Here is a 16,675-nt window from a genome sequence, read left to right as displayed (position 1 = left end):
AAAGCCACCTCCCCGAAGTGGCGGCGTCTGTCCCGGCGTCGTGTTCGGCTCCGCGCGGCCCGGGCGGACGCCGGCAGACTTTTTCACTGCCGGAACAGAGGGTGGGGCATGACAGACGGCGCGTCCCCCGACGAGACCGACGAACAGCGCTCACGAGCCGAGCCGTCGTCGACCGAACCGGACGCGGCCGACGGGTCCGAGCCGGCCGACGACGAGTCCCTCGACGCTGCCGACGGCGACTCTCTGGAGACGGACGTTCCGGCCGACGTACGCAAGTACGACCGCTTCAAGAAGATCGACGGCGGGACCTACGACCGGGCCAACGAGTTCCTGCGGGAACGGACCTACGTCACCGCCCGCGAGTGGGCGATCGCCCGCCTCTGTGCGGACTTCCGGACCGAGACCGGCGTCGAGATGACCAAGATCGGCGAGAACCTCCCCGAACTGGTCCCGTTCATGACCGACACGTACACGCCACAGGCGGTCAATCAGGCCCGCGCGTCCTTCGAGGAGAAGGTCCGCAAGGCCGGCGCGACGTTCCTCTATGGTGCGATGTGTGACTTCTTCACGGCCGAGGAACTCGACGACGTGATGTACGAGGCCACGGAGGTCGCGAAGTTTCTGCTGGAGGTCGAGGGCGTCGAACTGAGCGTCGAGGAGGAACTGGAGACCGAAGACCAGATCTCGGAAGTGATGCGCGACGTTCGCGAACACTCCGCGGCGCTGCGCCACGACGAGGTGTCCTGCCCGGAGTGTGGCCACGATATCGACGTTGGTGAGGAGACGTGATGCCCTGTGGGTGGTGACTGATACGGATTATTGTAGCGATTTACCGGTGATCGTCTACTCCGTGGCGACGATCACCGGTAAGCAACTACAATAAACCGTATGAGACCTCGCCGGCCGGATTGAGTCGGTGCCCGACGGGCTCTACGAGCGAGACGGCACACAGAGCTCGGGATCGTCGACTGTCACGCGCACGCGTTCGCCGTCGGTCAGCGGTCGGACGTGGACCGGGAACCCACTGTCACGGGCGATCGATCGGAGCGCGTCCGCGTCTTCGCGCTCGTAGTACAGCGGGAGCAAGACGACGCTGTCGCCACACGAGAGCGAGAGCAACAGGAAGACGAGGCCGTTGCCACGCGCCCGAAACACCTCGACGCGGTCCGGGTCCCGATCTCTCAGCACCGCCTGAACCGCCTCGAACTCCGATCCCGGGAGGACGGCGTCGAGGCCGACGCGGCGGTCCGGCTCGATGTCGCCGGTCGACGCCGCGTCCGTCCGGGGGTCGCCGGTGAGCGTCGCCACGTCGCCGGGATGACAGTCGATCACCCGTTTTCCGTCCTCGCGGTGTCGTTCGGCCGTCGCGTGCATCTCGTCGATCACCCGTTCCCACGGGCCGACGACGCGGTCGAAGGGAGTGTTCGCTCGCTGGGCTGGGTCACTCATTGCTCGACCGTGGTAGCGACACGCAAATAGTAGTCGCTGCCTGCTAGCTGCCGGGCTCGTTTCAGTTATCAACCACGACCGTGGGCGATCGTCGACCGACTCGAAGCCACTCCTCTCGCTTCGGTGACCGACTGGTAGGGAGAGTCTACTGTCCGAAACGCCACGATAGTAATACGGTACACGGGAGAGTATCTGACAGATGCGCGACCTCCTCACGCTCTCGAATCTCCAGACCCACTTCGAGACCGAACGGGGCACGGTACACGCCGTCGACGGGATCGATCTGTCCGTCCGTGCGGGCGAAACGCTCGGACTGGTCGGTGAGTCCGGGTCGGGCAAGTCCGTGACGGCGCTGTCGGCCATGCGGATCGTCGACGAGCCCGGCTTTCTCGCCGGTGGCGACGTGCACTTCGGTGCGGTCGAGACAGTCGACCGTCTCGCACGACAGTATCCCCGCGGCGTCGCGACGGCCGACCACGACGGCTATCTCCACCTCGACGCGGTCGATCTCGATCGGTCGCGACTCCCCGACGGCGTCGATCGATCGCTCGACGACGACGAACTGGCCCGGCGGTTCGTCCGGAGCGAGCCGGCGACAGCACTCGGGCCGGTCGGTTCGACCGGAGAGCACGAGACCGACCGCGGAACGACGCCCTCCGGGACTGGATCTGACTCCGCCCAGCTGCGGACGGCTCCGGTCACGATCCGGGACGGCTACGTCGATCTCCGGGCCGCCCCCGAGCGGGTGCTCCGCGACGTGCGGGGCGGGGACATGGGCATGATCTTTCAGGATCCGATGACCTCGCTCAATCCGGCGCTGACGGTCGGCCAGCAGATCGCGGAGAGCCTGTTGCTACACCGGTACGGCCGACAGCGATCGGATTCCTGGGTCAACGCGCTCCGCGAGATCCTCCCCGTCGTCGGTGGTAACGCCGTGACGGGACGGGTCCGCGAGGACGTGCTCGAACTGCTCGATGCCGTCGGGATTCCGGAGCCGACGACTCGAATCGACGAGTACCCCTACGAGTTCTCCGGCGGGATGCGCCAGCGGGTGCTGATCGCGATCGCGCTGGCCTGTCGTCCGAAGCTCCTGATCGCCGACGAGCCGACGACGGCACTGGACGTGACGATCCAGGCCCAGATTCTGGATCTGATCGACGACCTCCAGGCGGAGCTCGGGATGGCGGTGCTCTTTATCACCCACGACCTCGGCGTCGTCGCCGAGACCTGCGACCGCGTGGCGGTGATGTACGCCGGAGAGATCGTCGAGGAAGGGCCAGTCGGGGAGATCTTCCACAATCCGTCACACCCCTACACCTACACGCTGCTGGAGTCGATCCCCCGTGCGGACACAGAGCGACTCACTCCCATCGGTGGGTCGGTGCCGAGCCTGATCGACATGCCCGAGGGGTGTCACTTCGCGCCGCGGTGTCCGTGGGCCACCGACGACTGCCGCCGGGGCGAGATCCCGTATCTCCAGCACGGGCCCGAGGGCGTCGACCACCGCTCGAAGTGCATCTTCGAGTCGTTCGACGCCGACGCTTACGGCGGCGACGCGGACGGCGTGGCCGCGAGCGAGACGACGCGGACGGACCGCACGCTCGTCGAGATCGACGGCCTGAAAAAGCACTTCTCGCGGGCGGAGGATCTGTTCGACAAGTATCTCGGGCGCGTCCCCGACGCCGTGCGGGCCGTCGACGGCGTCTCGCTGGACGTCTACGAGGGGGAGACCCTGGGGTTGGTCGGCGAATCGGGCTGTGGGAAGTCGACGACTGGCCGGACGATACTCCGGCTGCTGGAGCCGACCGACGGCACCGTGCTGTTCGCCGGGGACGATCTGGCCGGCCTCGACTCGGACGCGCTGCGCGGGAAGCGCCGAGACATGCAGATGATCTTTCAGGACCCGCTGTCGAGTCTCGACCCCCGGATGACTGTCCGACAGACGATCACGGAGCCGCTCCAGATCCACGACTTGCCCGACGCGGACGACGAGCGGTCGAAGCGACAACAGCGCCGCGAGCGCGTCGAGGAACTGGTCGCGGCCGTCGGACTCGACGTGGCACAGCTCGACCGGTATCCCCACGAGCTGTCGGGCGGCCAGCGCCAGCGCGTCGGCATCGCACGCGCGCTCGCGGTCGATCCCGACTTCATCGTCTGTGACGAGCCCGTCTCGGCGCTGGACGTGTCCGTCCAGGCCCAGATCATCAATCTCCTGGAGGATCTGCAAGGCGAGTTCGGCCTCACCTATCTCTTTATCGCCCACGATCTCTCCGTGGTTCGTCACATCTGTGACCGGATCGCCGTGATGTACCTCGGCGAGATCGTCGAGGTCGCCGACACGCCGGCCCTGTTCGACGACCCCAAACACCCGTACACGAAGTCGCTGCTGTCTGCGATCCCGGTGGCCGATCCCGACGCCGACTCGGATCGCGTCATTCTGAAGGGGGACGTGCCCAGCCCGATCGACCCGCCCAGTGGCTGCCGGTTCCACACGCGCTGTCCGTCGGTCATCCCGCCCGAGGACATCGAGATCGAGCAGGCGACGTTCCGCGAGGTGATGGACTACCGCCAGCGCGTCGAAAACGAACGGATCGACCTCGACGCGGCGTGGGACGCGGCCGCGGGCGAGACGAGCGCGACCGTCGCGGACGGGGGGCGGCCCCACGAGCGAGCGTCTCGCTCGGCGTTCAAATCCGCGCTGTTCGAGGATCTGTTCGAGCACCCGCCGACGGGCCGGAACCGCGAGGTCGTCGCCGAGTCGTTCGAGCACCTCGCGACAGAGGACTGGGACGGGGCCGAGACGGTCCTGCGTGACCGCTTCGAGAGCGTCTGCGAGCGGTCCCATCCCGAACTCGGCGACCGCGCCCATCCGGCGGCCTGCCACCTGGTCGAGAACGGCGACATCGACCGATCGTGAGCGCTCGGTACGCGTGTGGTAACTACGTCGCTACCGATCGGACTCGAACGGTAGTCGGCCCGCACATACCATTATAGTTGTTCTATTGTCATTTTGGGGCATGCAGTCTGACGATCCACTCGGACGACGCGACTTCCTCAGGGCGGCCGGTGCTGGTGCCGTCACGGTAACGCTCGCCGGCTGTGCCGGCGACGACGGTGACGACGAGACGCCGACAGAGGGCGGCGACGAACAGATGGAGACCGACGAGGCCGCGACCACCGCCGAAGGTGACGACGGCGGCGACGACACTGCCGGCGACCAGACGCTCGTCTACGCCCGTGGGGACCACCCGGAGAACTACGACCCCCAGCAGACCACGAGCGGCGAGGTCGCGAAGGTGACGAACCAGATCTTCGACACGCTGATCCAGTTCGCCGCCGGCAGCGGGGGCGAACTGGAAGCCGGACTCGCGACCGACTACTCGCTGGAGGGGACGACGGCGACGCTCACGCTTCGGGAGGACGTGACCTTCCACAGCGGTGAGCCGTTCACCGCCGAGGACTTCGAGGCGACCTTCCGGCGCTTTACCGATCCCGAATACGACTACTACCTCGGCGACGCCAACCGATCCGGATACGGCCCCTTCACGCTCGGCAACTGGATCGAATCGGTCGACGCCAGCCAGGACGGCGAACTGACGATCGAACTGAGCCAGCGCTACGCGCCCTTCCTGCGCAACCTCGCGATGTTCGCGGCGGCGGTGCTCTCGAAGGCCCAGATCGAGAGCTTCGACGCGAGCCCGGACGCGCAGGTCGGGCTCGGCACCGAACCGATCGGGACCGGCCCCTTCGCGTTCGACCAGCTGGACAACCCCAACGACCGGATCCGCCTGACGGCCAACGAGTCGTTCTGGGGTCCCGGTCCGAACGTCGGCTCTGTCGTCTTCAAGACCATCTCCGAGAACAGCACGCGCGTTCAGGACGTGATCAACGGCGCGTCACACGTCACCGACAACCTCGACTCCGACGGCTTCCAGCGGGCCGACAGCAGCGACACGGCGACGCTGCTGCGCAAGAACGGAATCAACGTCGGCTACATGGCGATGAACATGGAACGGATGGAGCCGTTCCGGGATCGCCGAGTCCGGCGTGCGGTCTCGCTCGCGGTCAACACCGAGGCCATCGTCAACCAGATCTACCAGGGCTTTGCCACCCAGGCCTCCCAGCCGCTGCCGCCGGACGTGCTGGGACACAACGACGGTCTCGATCCCTACCCGACGGACAAAGACGAGGCCCGGTCGCTGCTGGAGGAAGCGGGCTACGGCGACGGCTTCGAGTTCGAGCTAGCGACGTTCTCGAACCCGCGCGGTTACAACCCCAGTCCGGTCCAGACGGCCAACCAGGTCCGTTCCGATCTGCAGGACATCGGTCTCTCTGTCGAGATCAACCAGTTCTCGGACTTCGGCCCCTATCTCGATTACACCGACCAGGGCCGCCACGACGCCTGCTTCCTCGGGTGGTACACAGACAACGCCGATCCCGACAACTTCCTCTACGTCCTGCTCGACCCACAGGTCCCGCTCGACGACGTTCCGGACGGACAGGACTGGATCAGCTTCGACACTGACGGGTACAACACGCTGAACGTCTCGGCGTGGGCCAACACCGAGTACATGGAACTGGTCCGGGAGGCTCAGTCGACCTACGACACGAACGAGCGCGATACGATGTACCAGGAGGCCAACAAGCTCGCCCACGACGAGGCTCCGTGGGTGTTCGTCGACTACGCCGAGACGCTTCGAGCGATCAACGAGGCCGTCGTCGAGGACACCTACACGGTGAGCTCCGTCGGCGGACCGTACCTCAACACCGTCGAACTGCAGTAACCACGATTCGACATGGTCTCGATACGGTTCGTCCTGAAGCGGATCGCCCTGCTCGTCCCGGTGCTGTTCGGCGTCGCGACGGTCGTCTTCGCGATCCTGCATCTGGCTCCGGGCGACCCCGCCAGAGTGATCGCCGGCCAGCGAGCCTCCGCGGAGCAACTCGAACAGGTCCGCCGAGAGCTCGGCCTCCACCGCCCGCTGTGGATACAGTACCTCTCCTTTCTTGCCGACGCGGCACAATTCGACTTCGGACAGTCCTACAGCATCAGCCGCGGCGCACCGGTCCGATCGGTCCTGCTCGACCGGCTCCCGGTCACACTCGAACTGGCGATTCTCGGCCAGCTGGCGGGCATCTTCCTCGGGCTTCCACTGGGGATCCTCTCTGCGATCCGCCAGGATTCGCTGACCGACCACGTCACCCGAATCGGTGCGCTCACTGGTATCTCGGTCCCGATCTTCTGGTCCGGACCGCTGTTGATCCTGGCTTTCGCGACGTATCTCGACTGGTTTCCCACGAGCGGCCGCATCGACTCGACGCTGTTCCTGCCCGACAGCTGGCTCCTCCTCGGCCGAGAGCTCCCCCTGACCGGACTGGTCACCGTCGACTCGCTCCTGCTGGGCAACTGGACGGCCTTTACCTCCGCGGTGCATCACCTCTTCTTGCCCGCGCTGGTGATCGGGATCTACTCGACCGCGCTGATTTCGCGGATGATGCGCTCGTCGATGCTGGAAGTGGTGCGCCAGGACTACATGCGCACCGCTCGGGCGAAGGGCCAGGGCGCTCGGATCACGGTTCTGAAACACGGTTTCCGGAACGCGCTGATCCCCGTGGTGACGATCATCGGGATCCAGTTCGGGACGCTGCTGGGCGGAGCCGTCCTCACTGAGACGGTCTTCGGTATCAACGGGATGGGCCTGACGATCGTCACCGCCATCGGCGCGCTGGACTACCCCGTCGTCCAGGGCACCGTGCTGACGTTCGCGTTGCTGTTTACGCTCGTGAACCTCGTCGTCGACATCACCTACGGCTACCTCGACCCACGCATTCAACAATGAGCACCGAAACCAGACGGCGCGGCGCGGTCGATCGGCTTCGAGCGTCGCCGTTCCTCTCGAAGCTCCTGTCGAACCGGCTCGCTCTCGTCGGCCTGACGATCATTCTCGGCATGCTGGCGATCGCACTCTACGCACGCATCACGCTCGATCCCCAGGCACTCGCCAGTTCGCGACTGGGGACGGCGGTCCCGGACCGCGCGCCGCCGGGCTGGACCGGCACCGGTCCGGCCGACCAGTACCTGTTCGGGACCGATTCGGCCGCCAGAGACATCTACGAGCGCTGTCTCTACGGCGCGTGGCTCGCGCTCCAGTTCGGCACGATCACGGTCGGCACCTCGACCGTGGTCGGCGTCGGCCTGGGCATCGTCGCGGCGTACTACGGCGACGTGACCGACAACGTCGTGATGCGGACGATGGACGTGTTGCTGGCGTTCCCACCGCTCTTGCTGGCGCTGGCGCTGGTCGCGATCTTCCCGCGGGAACTGGGTCTCTGGCGGGCCGTCGCCGCCCTGACGCTCGTGTACACGCCTCGCTTCGCTCGCGTGATCCGGGGAGCTGCGCTGACGGTGCTCGAAGACGAGTACGTCGACGCGACGGTCGCGCTGGGCGCGACCGATCCCCGCGTGCTCGTGCGCCACGTCCTCCCGAACACGCTCGCGCCGATCACGGTCCAGTCGACGCTGAACTTCGGACTGGCGATCATCGACCTCGCGGCCCTCTCTTTCCTCGGATTCGGTGCTCAGGCCGGCACGCCGTCGTGGGGACTGATGCTCTCTCGGGGCGTCGACAACGGCCTGTTGACCGGCCGGTGGTGGCTCTCTTTCTTCCCCGGACTCTTCCTCGCGGTCACGGTGCTGGGGTTCAATCTGCTGGGCGACGGGATGCGGGACGCGCTCGATCCGCGAATGCGGGAGGCGATCGACTGATGGCGGTCGGCCGGACCGCGACCGACTGGGCACGCCCGCGGGCCCGGATCGTCGGCTCCGCACTGGCCACAGGGGCCCTCGCCGGCCCGATTGCGGTCGCGGTGCTCGCCCTCTACGCCGAGGGCACGCTCTTTGGCACCCGCAAGGCGTTCGCCCTCGGAGCGCTCGCGTTCGGCTTCGGACTGCTTGGCTGGTCGGGCTCGGTCCTCGCCGGCCGCGGTGTCGAGGCGATGCAACGACACCTCGACGCGGCGGGCGACTGGACCGAGGCCGACTCCCGGCGCGCGATGGCCCGGGTCACCGGATTCGGGTTCGGCGCGATGCTCGGGGTCAGCGCGACAGCGGCACTCCTTTGAGTGGGCTCTCCCGCACAATTAACACCGGGCCGCTGGAACACCGTCCATGGACACTCGGGCGAAAATCGTACTGCTCGACGGCTTTCTCGGCGTCGTACAGATCATCGCGGCGCTGGTACTCGCGGAAACTGGGACCCTCGTCGAACACTGGTGGCTCGTGGTCGCTACCGCACTGGGGACAGCCGGATTCGCCATCGCGGGGGATCGCGGCTACACACCGGACGACTCCACGTGGGGGTTCACAGCCGTGGCCGTCGCCGTCGTGGCCGCGAGTCTCCTGGCCGTTTTCGTCGTCAATCCCCCGGTCTCGACCGTCGCGGCACTGCAGTTCGGAGTCGGGAGCGGAATCCTGACGAACAGACTACTGTTCGGGGTCGTCCGGCCCGTCCCGACCTCCCGGATCGACCGATCCCGAGACGGGATCGTCTGATCAGGCTCGAACGTTCTCGCCCTGCTGATCGGTGAATTCGTCGTCAGACCGGTCGTAGACGACCGTGCCACGGACCATCGTCCACTTCGGGAAGACGCCCTCGAACCCCTCGAAGGGAGTCCACCCGCAGTTCGAGTGGAGCCCGTCGCCGGTGATCTCGCGCACGTCGTCGGTGTCGACCAGCACGAGGTCGGCGTCGTTGCCCTCGGCGATCCGGCCCTTCTCCGGCAGGTCGAACACGTCGGCGGGGTTCGCGGCGACGAGATCTCGGACCCGTTCGTAGGTCAGATCGCCGGTCCGGGCCTCGGCCAGCAAGAGCGGGAGCATCGTCTCGACGCCGGGCACCCCGGAGGGGGCGTCCCAGATCGAGGCGTCCTTCTCTTCGCGGGTGTGGGGCGCGTGGTCGGTCGCGATCATGTCGACGGTGCCGTCGACGACGCGGTCGTACACCTCTCGGCGGCGTTTCTCGCTGCGCAGCGGCGGGTTCATCCGGCCGTGCGTGCCCAACTCGTCGAGGTCCGACCGCGAGAGCAGGAGGTGATGGGGCGTGACCTCGGTCGTCATCCCGGCGTCGCTGGCGGTGTCGATCCCCTCGGGTGTGGAGGTGTGTGCAATGTGGATCCGGGCGTCGTGTTCGGCCGCGACCTCGCAGGCTCGCTCGACGGCGGCGGCTTCCGCGCGGGCGGTGCGGAACGCGCTCCAGGCGTCGGCGTCGTCGCGATCTCTCGCCGCCCGATTGAACAGCGAGGCGTCTTCGGCGTGGACGGTGACGGTCACGTCCCGCTGGGCCGCCGCGACCAGTGCGTCCTCGAACAGGTCGGCGTCGATCCCCATGTCGCCGGTCGAGTCCGCGAGGAAGACCTCGCCGAGTGCGAACAGGGGCCGGTCAAGTAGTTCCGCGGGCTCCCACTCGCCCGTGACGCCGCCGTTGATGCCGAAGTCGACGAGTGATTCGCCGGCCAGCTCGGCCTTCTGATCGAAGGCGGCCCCGTCGACCGTCGGCGGGTCGGTGTTGGGCTGGTCGACGACGGTCGTGACGCCGCCGGCCGCGGCCGACCGCGAACCGCTGGCCCAGCTCTCCTTGTGGCCGTAGCCGGGCTGGCGGAAGTGGACGTGGGCGTCGATCGCTCCGGGCAAGAGCAGTCTGTCTGCCGCGTCGACGGTGTCCTCGTCCGCCGGGTCGAGATCCTCGTCCACGGCGTCGATCGTCTCTCCGCGGACGCGCACGTCCCGAGTCCGTCCGTCCGCGAGCGTCGCGTTCCGAATGAGCATACCCACTCTCCGCTGTGGCCGTCCCTAAGTGTCTCGGAGTCCGCTCGTCGAGTCCACGCGCTCGACGGTGGTGTCGTGGCCGTCCGCGAACGTCTCGACGACGGCGTCGATCACCCTGTCGGGCTCGCTCGGCCCGCCTGCACGGGCGACGCTGCCGACGCTGTCCGGATCGAACGACACGTCGAGCGCGTCGTAGATCGGCGCGAGCACGTCGGCGACCTCGCCGTGGTCAGCCACGATGACGATCGCCGCGACGACGGCGACGCGCTGGCGGACTCGCTGGGCGATGCCGACGACCTTTCCCGCCGCTTGCAAGGAGTGAGAGCCGGGGCAGAACGATTCCGGTGGCTCTCCCTCGCTGGCGTCGACGCCGAGCGTGTCGAGAGCCGCTCGGAACCGGTCGCTGGCGGCGTCGTAACGACGCTGGATACCCGAGCGACCGCCGTCGGTCGGCACCGCGAGCGCGACCGCGACGGTCCGACCGGTGTACGCGACCGCTCGCCCGCCGACCGCGCGTTCGAGGACGGCGTAGCCACGTTTCGTGGCAATCTCGCGGGCCCGCTCGTAGCCGTCCTCGCGGGCGTCACGGCGACCGAAGGCGACCTGTCGGTGTGGCCGCCAGACGCGCAGGGCGGGGACGCGACTGTCGGCGACCTCGTCGGCCAACCGCCGGGTCCGCTCGATGTCAGCGTCGGGATCGACGGCACGGCCACAGAGGACTCGCATGGATCGAGAAACGGGCTGGACAGACATAGTTCTCCGGGCAGTGAAAGCAACGACAATCGGCCAGACCGTACTGCCATCTGTCTCCCAAAGGGCGGGGCCATCACTCGACGAGCAACGCCGGTTTTCGGATTTTGCCGGGTCAATATCGAGAACAGGGTATAAACGGCCAGAGACGCGTTCAACATCGGTGATGACGGTCGACAGCTATCGTGCCACCACTCTCGAACTATGTTGTAAATATACTACAACCATACAAAATACTTTTTTCATATCGTCTCGATTAGATAGCTGCGATGAAAGATAACAACAGGACTAGTAGCATGGGTTCGACAACGCGGCGGAGTTGGATGAAAACGCTTGGGACCGCTGCAGCGGCCTTCGGAATGAGCCGGAGTGTCGAGGCAGAGATCAACGGATATCATACACTGGCTACCGAAGACAACCGTCTGGGTCCGGTCACACCACGTGATACGGTGTATCAGATCCTGACAGATCGATTCTACGACGGCGACACGAGCAACAACGACTTCGAGGATTTCGATTCCTCACTCTACGACGGCAGTGGAGAGGACCTCAAGCTGTACCAGGGCGGTGACTGGCAGGGGATCATCGACAAGATACCGTATCTCGAGGAGATGGGTGTGACAGCGGTCTGGATTTCCGCACCCTACGACAACCGAGAGAGCAAGATCGAAGACTACCAGGACGACGGTACGGTCGACGTCTGGACCAGTTATCACGGCTACCACGCGCGCAACTACTTCCGGACCCACCGGTTTTTCGGCGGGATGCAGGACTTCTACGCGATGCGCGACGCGTTGCACAACAACGGCATCAAACTCGTCATCGACTTCGTCTCGAACCACACGAGCCGCTGGCGGAATCCGACGAAGAACAACGAGCCCGAGGAAGGAGAACTCTACGAACCGGACACGGATGCAGACGGCAATTACGTCTTCGACGAGAACGGGGACGCCGTCGGTGAGAACTTGCTGGCAGATCCACACGACGATGTGAACGGCTGGTTCCACGGACTGGGTGACCGTGACGGGGACTCGTCGAAGTTCGGCTATCGCCACAAGGAACTGGGCTCGCTGGCCGACTTCGCACACGAAAACGGGGGGGTCGTCGACCACCTCGAACGAGCGACGCAGTTCTGGAAGTCGAAAGGGATCGACGGAATTCGTCACGACGCAACGTTGCACATGAACCCGGCATTCGCAAAGAACCTCAAGACCGCGACCGACAGTTCGCAAGGCGGTCCGATCACGCACTTCGGGGAGTTCTTCATCAGCCGACCCGACCCGAAATACGAGGAGTACCGGACGTTTCCCGACAGAACCGGCATCAACAACCTCGACTTCGAGTTCAACCGGGCGGCGACGAACGCGTTCGGCGACTTCTCCGAGACGATGTCCGACTTCGGAGACATGCTGATCAAGACCCACGGCGACTACACGCACGAACACCAGACGATCACTGCCGTCGACAATCACGACCTCACTCGGTTCCGGTACATCCAGCCAAACGACAAGCCGTACCACGCGGCGATCGCCGCGTTGATGACCTGCCGCGGAACGCCGAAGATCTACTACGGGACCGAGCAGTACATGAATCCCGGATCGAGCGGTGCGAACGCAGGTCGGCTGTTCATGCAAACCGACAGCGATTTCGACACGTCGACCACGGCCTATCAGTTGATCAGCGACCTCGCACAGCTCCGGCGTGACAACCTCGCGCTCGCGTACGGTCAGACGAGTATTCTCCACTCGACAGACGACGTGATCGTCTACGAGCGGACCTTCTACGATCACGTGGTCGTGACGGCGATCAATCGACAGCCCGACCAGTCCGAGAGCGTCCCGTCGGTCGGTACGAGCCTGCCGGACGGTAGTTACGGCGACTACCTCTCGGGGGACCTCTACGGACAGGGCATCTCGGTCGACAGCGGTGCACTGGACTCCTTCACGTTGGGCGGTGGAGAGGTCAGCGTCTGGACAGCGAGCCCCGACCTGGGGAATGCGCCGAAGATCGGAACGACGGTCAGCACGATGGGACAGGCCGGCGACTCCGTCCACATCTACGGATCAGGTCTCGACGGCGACGTGTCAGTCACGTTCGGCGGTACGCCCGCGAACGTCGTGTCCAACAGCGCGACCCGTATGACGGCGACAGTCCCCGATGGGCCCGCCGGACTCGTCGACGTGGTCGTCGAAAAGAACGGCCAGACGAGCAACGCCGCGAAATACGACATCCTCACGGACGAGCCGGTACAGGTGATCTTCCACGTCGAGGCCGAGACCGAACCCGGCGAGACGATCCACGTCGTCGGTGATCCACCGGAACTGGGTAGCTGGGATGCCCTGTCGGGCAGCGAATCCTTCATGAACCCGGACTATCCGGAGTGGTTCCTCCCAGTGAGCGTGCCAAAGGACACGACCTTCGAGTTCAAATTCGTCAAGATCGACGAGAGCGACAACGTGACCTGGGAAAGCGGGAGCAACCGGACCTTCACGTCACCCACGGATTCGACCGAGACCGAAGATACGCCGCTCTACTACTGGCAAAGCTAGACCAACCGAGGGCGACCAGAGACACCGGAAGAGACACCATTTTTGACGGATCGTAAGTGAGGAGATCCCGATAGACCGAACTATCGCCAGACTGCGCCAGACTGTCCGGTGAGTTCGATCTCGCTCTCTCCGACCGTCACGTCCCCATCGGTGGTGAAGAGTACCGTCCCCGCCTCGCCGTCTCCGGCTATTGGCACTGAGATCGGTGCGTCGCCGCGGTTGATCGCGACGGTAAGCGAGTCGTCTGACGACTCGTCCGACCGGCGGTAGACGACGACACCGTCACCGCAACGGTCTCGTGAAAAAGTGAGCGAACCACGACGGAGTGGCCGGTGATCCGCCCGAAGACCGATGAGATCAGACACGTACTGGTGAAGTTCTCGGTCCTGTCGGGCCTCGTCCCAGATCATCGGTCGCCGGCAGTCCGGATCGTCGCCACCAGTCATCCCGATCTCGTCGCCGTAGTAGAGACAGGGCGTCCCGCGGAACGTCAACAGGAGCAACAGCGCGAGTCGAACGGTGTGCTCGTCCCCGTCGTACCGATAGCGGAGACGGGCCGTGTCGTGGCTCCCCAGCAGATTGAACAGCACTTCGTTGATCTGGTCGGGGTACCGGGCGAGAAACCGGTTGCTCTTGTCTGCGAACGTCGCAGCGTCGAGTGATCCGTCACTCAGGAATCCGTCGACCGCGTACATGAACGGGTAGTTCATCACGGCGTCGAACTGATCACCGCGGAGCCACGGCCGAGAGTCGTGCCAGATCTCACCGAGAATATAGGCGTCGGGTTTGACGTCCTTGACAGCCTGCCGGAACGCCCGCCAGAACTGGTGATCGACCTCGTCGGCAACGTCGAGTCGCCACCCGTCGATATCCGTCTCTTCGATCCAGTGCGTCGCAACGTCGATCAGGTACGACTGGACCTCGGGGTTCTCGGTGTTGAGCTTCGGCATATAGCTCTCGAACCCGAACGTGTCGTAGGACGGCCGTGGTTCGAACTGGATCGGAAACTCGTGGATGTGGAACCAGTCGACGTACTCCGACTCCCGGCCGTGCTCGATGACGTCCTGAAACGGTTCGAACTGTCGGCCACAGTGGTTGAACACTGCGTCGAGCATCACGCGAATACCCCGGTCGTGTGCGGCGTCGACGAGTCGCGAGAGCGTCTCCGTATCACCGAAATGTGGATCGATCTGTTCGTAGTCGGCGGTGTTGTACTTGTGGTTCGACAGGGACTCAAACACCGGTGTCAGATAGAGCGCCGTGATCCCCAGGTCCGCGAGGTAATCGAGAGTGTCGATGATACCCTCCAGGTCGCCGCCGAAAAATGAGTCGTGGGCCGGCCGGCCGCCCCATTCCTCGACACCATCGGGATCGATCTCCGGGTCTCCATTCGCGAATCGCTCGGGAAATATCTGGTAGAAGACGGCATCTGACACCCAGTCTGGCGGGTCGATCACGTCGCCAGCGTGGAGAAACGGATACTCGAAGTAGTGGAGCGATCGGTCCGTCCCTGCGGTCGGTAGTTCGTTCTTGTCGGCCGACTCGAACCCCCATTCAGTGAACCAGAGAGTTTCGTCTCCGGCCGTGAGCAGGAACGCGTAGCACAGCCGTCGATGTTCCGGTTCGACCTCCACTTGCCAGTAGTCGAACCGTTCGTCGCGTCGGACCAGTTGCATATCGAGGCGCTCGCGGTTCGGCCAGTCGAACTTGTCGGCGACGAGCACCTGACAGTCGTCGAGATCACCGCGTTTGCTCCGGAGACGGAGCTGGATGGTCTCCTCGTCGACTGCATACGCGAAGTTACTCTTGGGCCGATGGGTAATCGCCTCCCGACAGACCGTCATCTGCACCACACTCTCTCTGCTGCGCTGGATCGCGTTGGTTCGTCTGTTCGCATCATCTGTTGTGGTACCGCGTCCCTCAAAAAGTGTTTTGAATAATTACTTCATAAGTATTGTCTGGCGGGGGATGCGTTCGTTCTCTCGAAACAGACTGTGTGGCGACAGTCAGTCTGCGGTCAGCGTCACTGTGTCTTTCGCCTCGAAGTCCTCGAGCATCGCACCGGGACCGCCGACAGTGACGCGCCGGTTGTTCGTTTTCACGACGAGCGAATTCTCGACCGGGAAGTCGTTCGTCGCCGGTTCGACGAGCCCCTGATGTGTGCCGATCACGGTCCCCTCGATCGACTGTCGATCCTCCGTGTCTCGACAGGGTGTGACGGCAGTGTCGATGCTGATCGGACGGTCGTCACGGAGATGGAGCGTCGCGTCCAGAACGGCGTGGCGGAAACACCCATATTCGGCCGGCAAAGAGCGCGGATCATCGACATACACTTCGGCGGCGATCGGCCAGTAGTTGCCGAAAAACGAGCCAGTTAGTATCGGGACGAGCTGACGCTGTACGAGCGAGATGGCACGCAGTTCGGAGTTCGAACGGACCATCATGTCGACTGGCGCGAGGACGCTGTACTGTTGGTCGACAGTCAACGTCAGGGGCGTAATCTGATCCCAGGTCCGGACCAGTGTCGCGATCCCGTCGAACGCGGCTGCTTCGAGTGAGTTCGCCGGTACGCCAGTGACCAGTACCATCGCGAGCACCCCGCGATCGACGGCGGCCCGAAGCTCGTCTTCGACCTCCGGGAGCTGTTCGTACGAGATCGAGAGGGTGATCTCGTTACTGGCGTCGGCGATGTACGATCGAATCCGCTTGATCATCGTTTGCCGGGATTTAAGGACGTCGAACCGCTGGAGATTGCGCTCCGTCTGCGAGTGACGCTCAGAGAGCGCAGGCTCCATCTCGGTCAGTTCGTCGGTGAGGAGCTCGATGACCTCGCTGGGATTGCGAGCACGGACTTTCGTCGGGACGACGTGGTCGTCGACGTCGACGAAGCCACGCTCTTCGAGGGACTCGCTGATGCTGTACACGTACCGTTTCGAGACGCCTGTCACGTCGGATATCTCGCTTGCCGTCAGCTCCCCCTGTTCGAGCACCGTGAGATAGGTGTCTACTTCCTTTTCGGACAGTCCAAGTTGCATTAACCGTTCGGAGAGTGTCGAGTCGTCCATAGGTGCACACACCCACTGCTCACTTAATTAACCTCAGG

Annotated in this window: 13 protein-coding genes; 8 read left to right on the top strand and 5 right to left on the bottom strand. The window is 64.7% G+C overall.

What is annotated here, in order from left to right:
* Positions 1-108 precede the first annotated feature (108 nt).
* Positions 109-789 carry a DUF5806 family protein gene (locus HMUK_RS01005; protein ID WP_012807750.1) on the top strand — a complete coding sequence of 227 codons (681 nt, stop codon included), beginning with the start codon at positions 109-111 and terminating at the stop codon, positions 787-789.
* A 141-nt stretch (positions 790-930) separates the two neighbouring features.
* On the opposite strand, the gene HMUK_RS01000 is transcribed toward HMUK_RS01005, so the two are convergent.
* Complete coding sequence (locus tag HMUK_RS01000) at positions 931-1,449, bottom strand: DUF7529 family protein (protein WP_012807749.1); 519 nt, start codon at positions 1,447-1,449, stop codon at positions 931-933.
* Positions 1,450-1,648: 199 nt separating this feature from the next.
* On the opposite strand from HMUK_RS01000, the gene HMUK_RS00995 reads away from it, so the two are divergent.
* The 6 genes from HMUK_RS00995 to HMUK_RS00970 all read left to right on the top strand — a co-directional run bounded on the left by HMUK_RS00995 (position 1,649) and on the right by HMUK_RS00970 (position 9,001).
* Complete coding sequence (locus HMUK_RS00995) at positions 1,649-4,366, top strand: ABC transporter ATP-binding protein (RefSeq protein WP_012807748.1); 2,718 nt, start codon at positions 1,649-1,651, stop codon at positions 4,364-4,366.
* A 100-nt stretch (positions 4,367-4,466) separates the two neighbouring features.
* The gene (locus HMUK_RS00990; protein ID WP_012807747.1) at positions 4,467-6,233 is read left to right on the top strand and encodes an ABC transporter substrate-binding protein; all 1,767 of its coding nucleotides are present in this window, start codon (positions 4,467-4,469) and stop codon (positions 6,231-6,233) included.
* A 12-nt stretch (positions 6,234-6,245) separates the two neighbouring features.
* Positions 6,246-7,289, top strand: coding sequence for an ABC transporter permease (locus HMUK_RS00985; RefSeq protein WP_012807746.1), 1,044 nt, complete (start codon positions 6,246-6,248; stop codon positions 7,287-7,289).
* On the top strand, positions 7,286-8,215 hold the full coding sequence (locus tag HMUK_RS00980) for an ABC transporter permease (RefSeq protein WP_012807745.1): 930 nt from the start codon (positions 7,286-7,288) through the stop codon (positions 8,213-8,215). The genes HMUK_RS00985 and HMUK_RS00980 overlap by 4 nt, the downstream gene beginning before the upstream one ends.
* Positions 8,215-8,571: a DUF7268 family protein gene (locus HMUK_RS00975; protein WP_012807744.1), complete on the top strand. Its 357-nt coding sequence runs from the start codon at positions 8,215-8,217 to the stop codon at positions 8,569-8,571. Before HMUK_RS00980 ends, HMUK_RS00975 begins: the two co-directional genes overlap by 1 nt.
* Before the next feature lie 46 nt (positions 8,572-8,617).
* On the top strand, positions 8,618-9,001 hold the full coding sequence (locus HMUK_RS00970) for a hypothetical protein (protein WP_012807743.1): 384 nt from the start codon (positions 8,618-8,620) through the stop codon (positions 8,999-9,001).
* Here the strand turns inward: HMUK_RS00970 and HMUK_RS00965 are convergent, their stop codons facing one another.
* Positions 9,002-10,273, bottom strand: coding sequence for a dihydroorotase (locus tag HMUK_RS00965; RefSeq protein WP_012807742.1), 1,272 nt, complete (start codon positions 10,271-10,273; stop codon positions 9,002-9,004).
* Between the two features lie 24 nt (positions 10,274-10,297).
* On the bottom strand, positions 10,298-10,999 hold the full coding sequence (locus tag HMUK_RS00960) for a lipoyl protein ligase domain-containing protein (protein ID WP_012807741.1): 702 nt from the start codon (positions 10,997-10,999) through the stop codon (positions 10,298-10,300).
* A 473-nt stretch (positions 11,000-11,472) separates the two neighbouring features.
* Here HMUK_RS00960 and HMUK_RS00955 point away from each other — a divergent pair, with 473 nt between their 5' ends.
* Positions 11,473-13,572 carry an alpha-amylase family glycosyl hydrolase gene (locus HMUK_RS00955; RefSeq protein ID WP_206501508.1) on the top strand — a complete coding sequence of 700 codons (2,100 nt, stop codon included), beginning with the start codon at positions 11,473-11,475 and terminating at the stop codon, positions 13,570-13,572.
* Between the two features lie 80 nt (positions 13,573-13,652).
* Here the strand turns inward: HMUK_RS00955 and HMUK_RS00950 are convergent, their stop codons facing one another.
* The gene (locus HMUK_RS00950) at positions 13,653-15,416 is read right to left on the bottom strand and encodes a glycoside hydrolase family 13 protein (RefSeq protein WP_012807739.1); all 1,764 of its coding nucleotides are present in this window, start codon (positions 15,414-15,416) and stop codon (positions 13,653-13,655) included.
* Between the two features lie 162 nt (positions 15,417-15,578).
* On the bottom strand, positions 15,579-16,637 hold the full coding sequence (locus HMUK_RS00945; protein ID WP_012807738.1) for a TrmB family transcriptional regulator: 1,059 nt from the start codon (positions 16,635-16,637) through the stop codon (positions 15,579-15,581).
* Positions 16,638-16,675 lie beyond the last annotated feature (38 nt).

The organism is Halomicrobium mukohataei DSM 12286 (assembly GCF_000023965.1).
In the GTDB taxonomy this organism is placed as follows: domain Archaea; phylum Halobacteriota; class Halobacteria; order Halobacteriales; family Haloarculaceae; genus Halomicrobium; species Halomicrobium mukohataei.
This window is presented reverse-complemented; position numbering and strand designations above follow the sequence as displayed.

Bases quoted from the DNA above. Each gene is read 5' to 3' on its own strand.
- HMUK_RS01005 (WP_012807750.1), top strand. From the start codon at position 109: ATGACAGACGGCGCGTCCCCCGACGAGACCGACGAACAGCGCTCACGA.
- HMUK_RS01000 (WP_012807749.1), bottom strand. From the start codon at position 1,449: ATGAGTGACCCAGCCCAGCGAGCGAACACTCCCTTCGACCGCGTCGTC.
- HMUK_RS00995 (WP_012807748.1), top strand. From the start codon at position 1,649: ATGCGCGACCTCCTCACGCTCTCGAATCTCCAGACCCACTTCGAGACC.
- HMUK_RS00990 (WP_012807747.1), top strand. From the start codon at position 4,467: ATGCAGTCTGACGATCCACTCGGACGACGCGACTTCCTCAGGGCGGCC.
- HMUK_RS00985 (WP_012807746.1), top strand. From the start codon at position 6,246: ATGGTCTCGATACGGTTCGTCCTGAAGCGGATCGCCCTGCTCGTCCCG.
- HMUK_RS00980 (WP_012807745.1), top strand. From the start codon at position 7,286: ATGAGCACCGAAACCAGACGGCGCGGCGCGGTCGATCGGCTTCGAGCG.
- HMUK_RS00975 (WP_012807744.1), top strand. From the start codon at position 8,215: ATGGCGGTCGGCCGGACCGCGACCGACTGGGCACGCCCGCGGGCCCGG.
- HMUK_RS00970 (WP_012807743.1), top strand. From the start codon at position 8,618: ATGGACACTCGGGCGAAAATCGTACTGCTCGACGGCTTTCTCGGCGTC.
- HMUK_RS00965 (WP_012807742.1), bottom strand. From the start codon at position 10,273: ATGCTCATTCGGAACGCGACGCTCGCGGACGGACGGACTCGGGACGTG.
- HMUK_RS00960 (WP_012807741.1), bottom strand. From the start codon at position 10,999: ATGCGAGTCCTCTGTGGCCGTGCCGTCGATCCCGACGCTGACATCGAG.
- HMUK_RS00950 (WP_012807739.1), bottom strand. From the start codon at position 15,416: ATGACGGTCTGTCGGGAGGCGATTACCCATCGGCCCAAGAGTAACTTC.
- HMUK_RS00945 (WP_012807738.1), bottom strand. From the start codon at position 16,637: ATGGACGACTCGACACTCTCCGAACGGTTAATGCAACTTGGACTGTCC.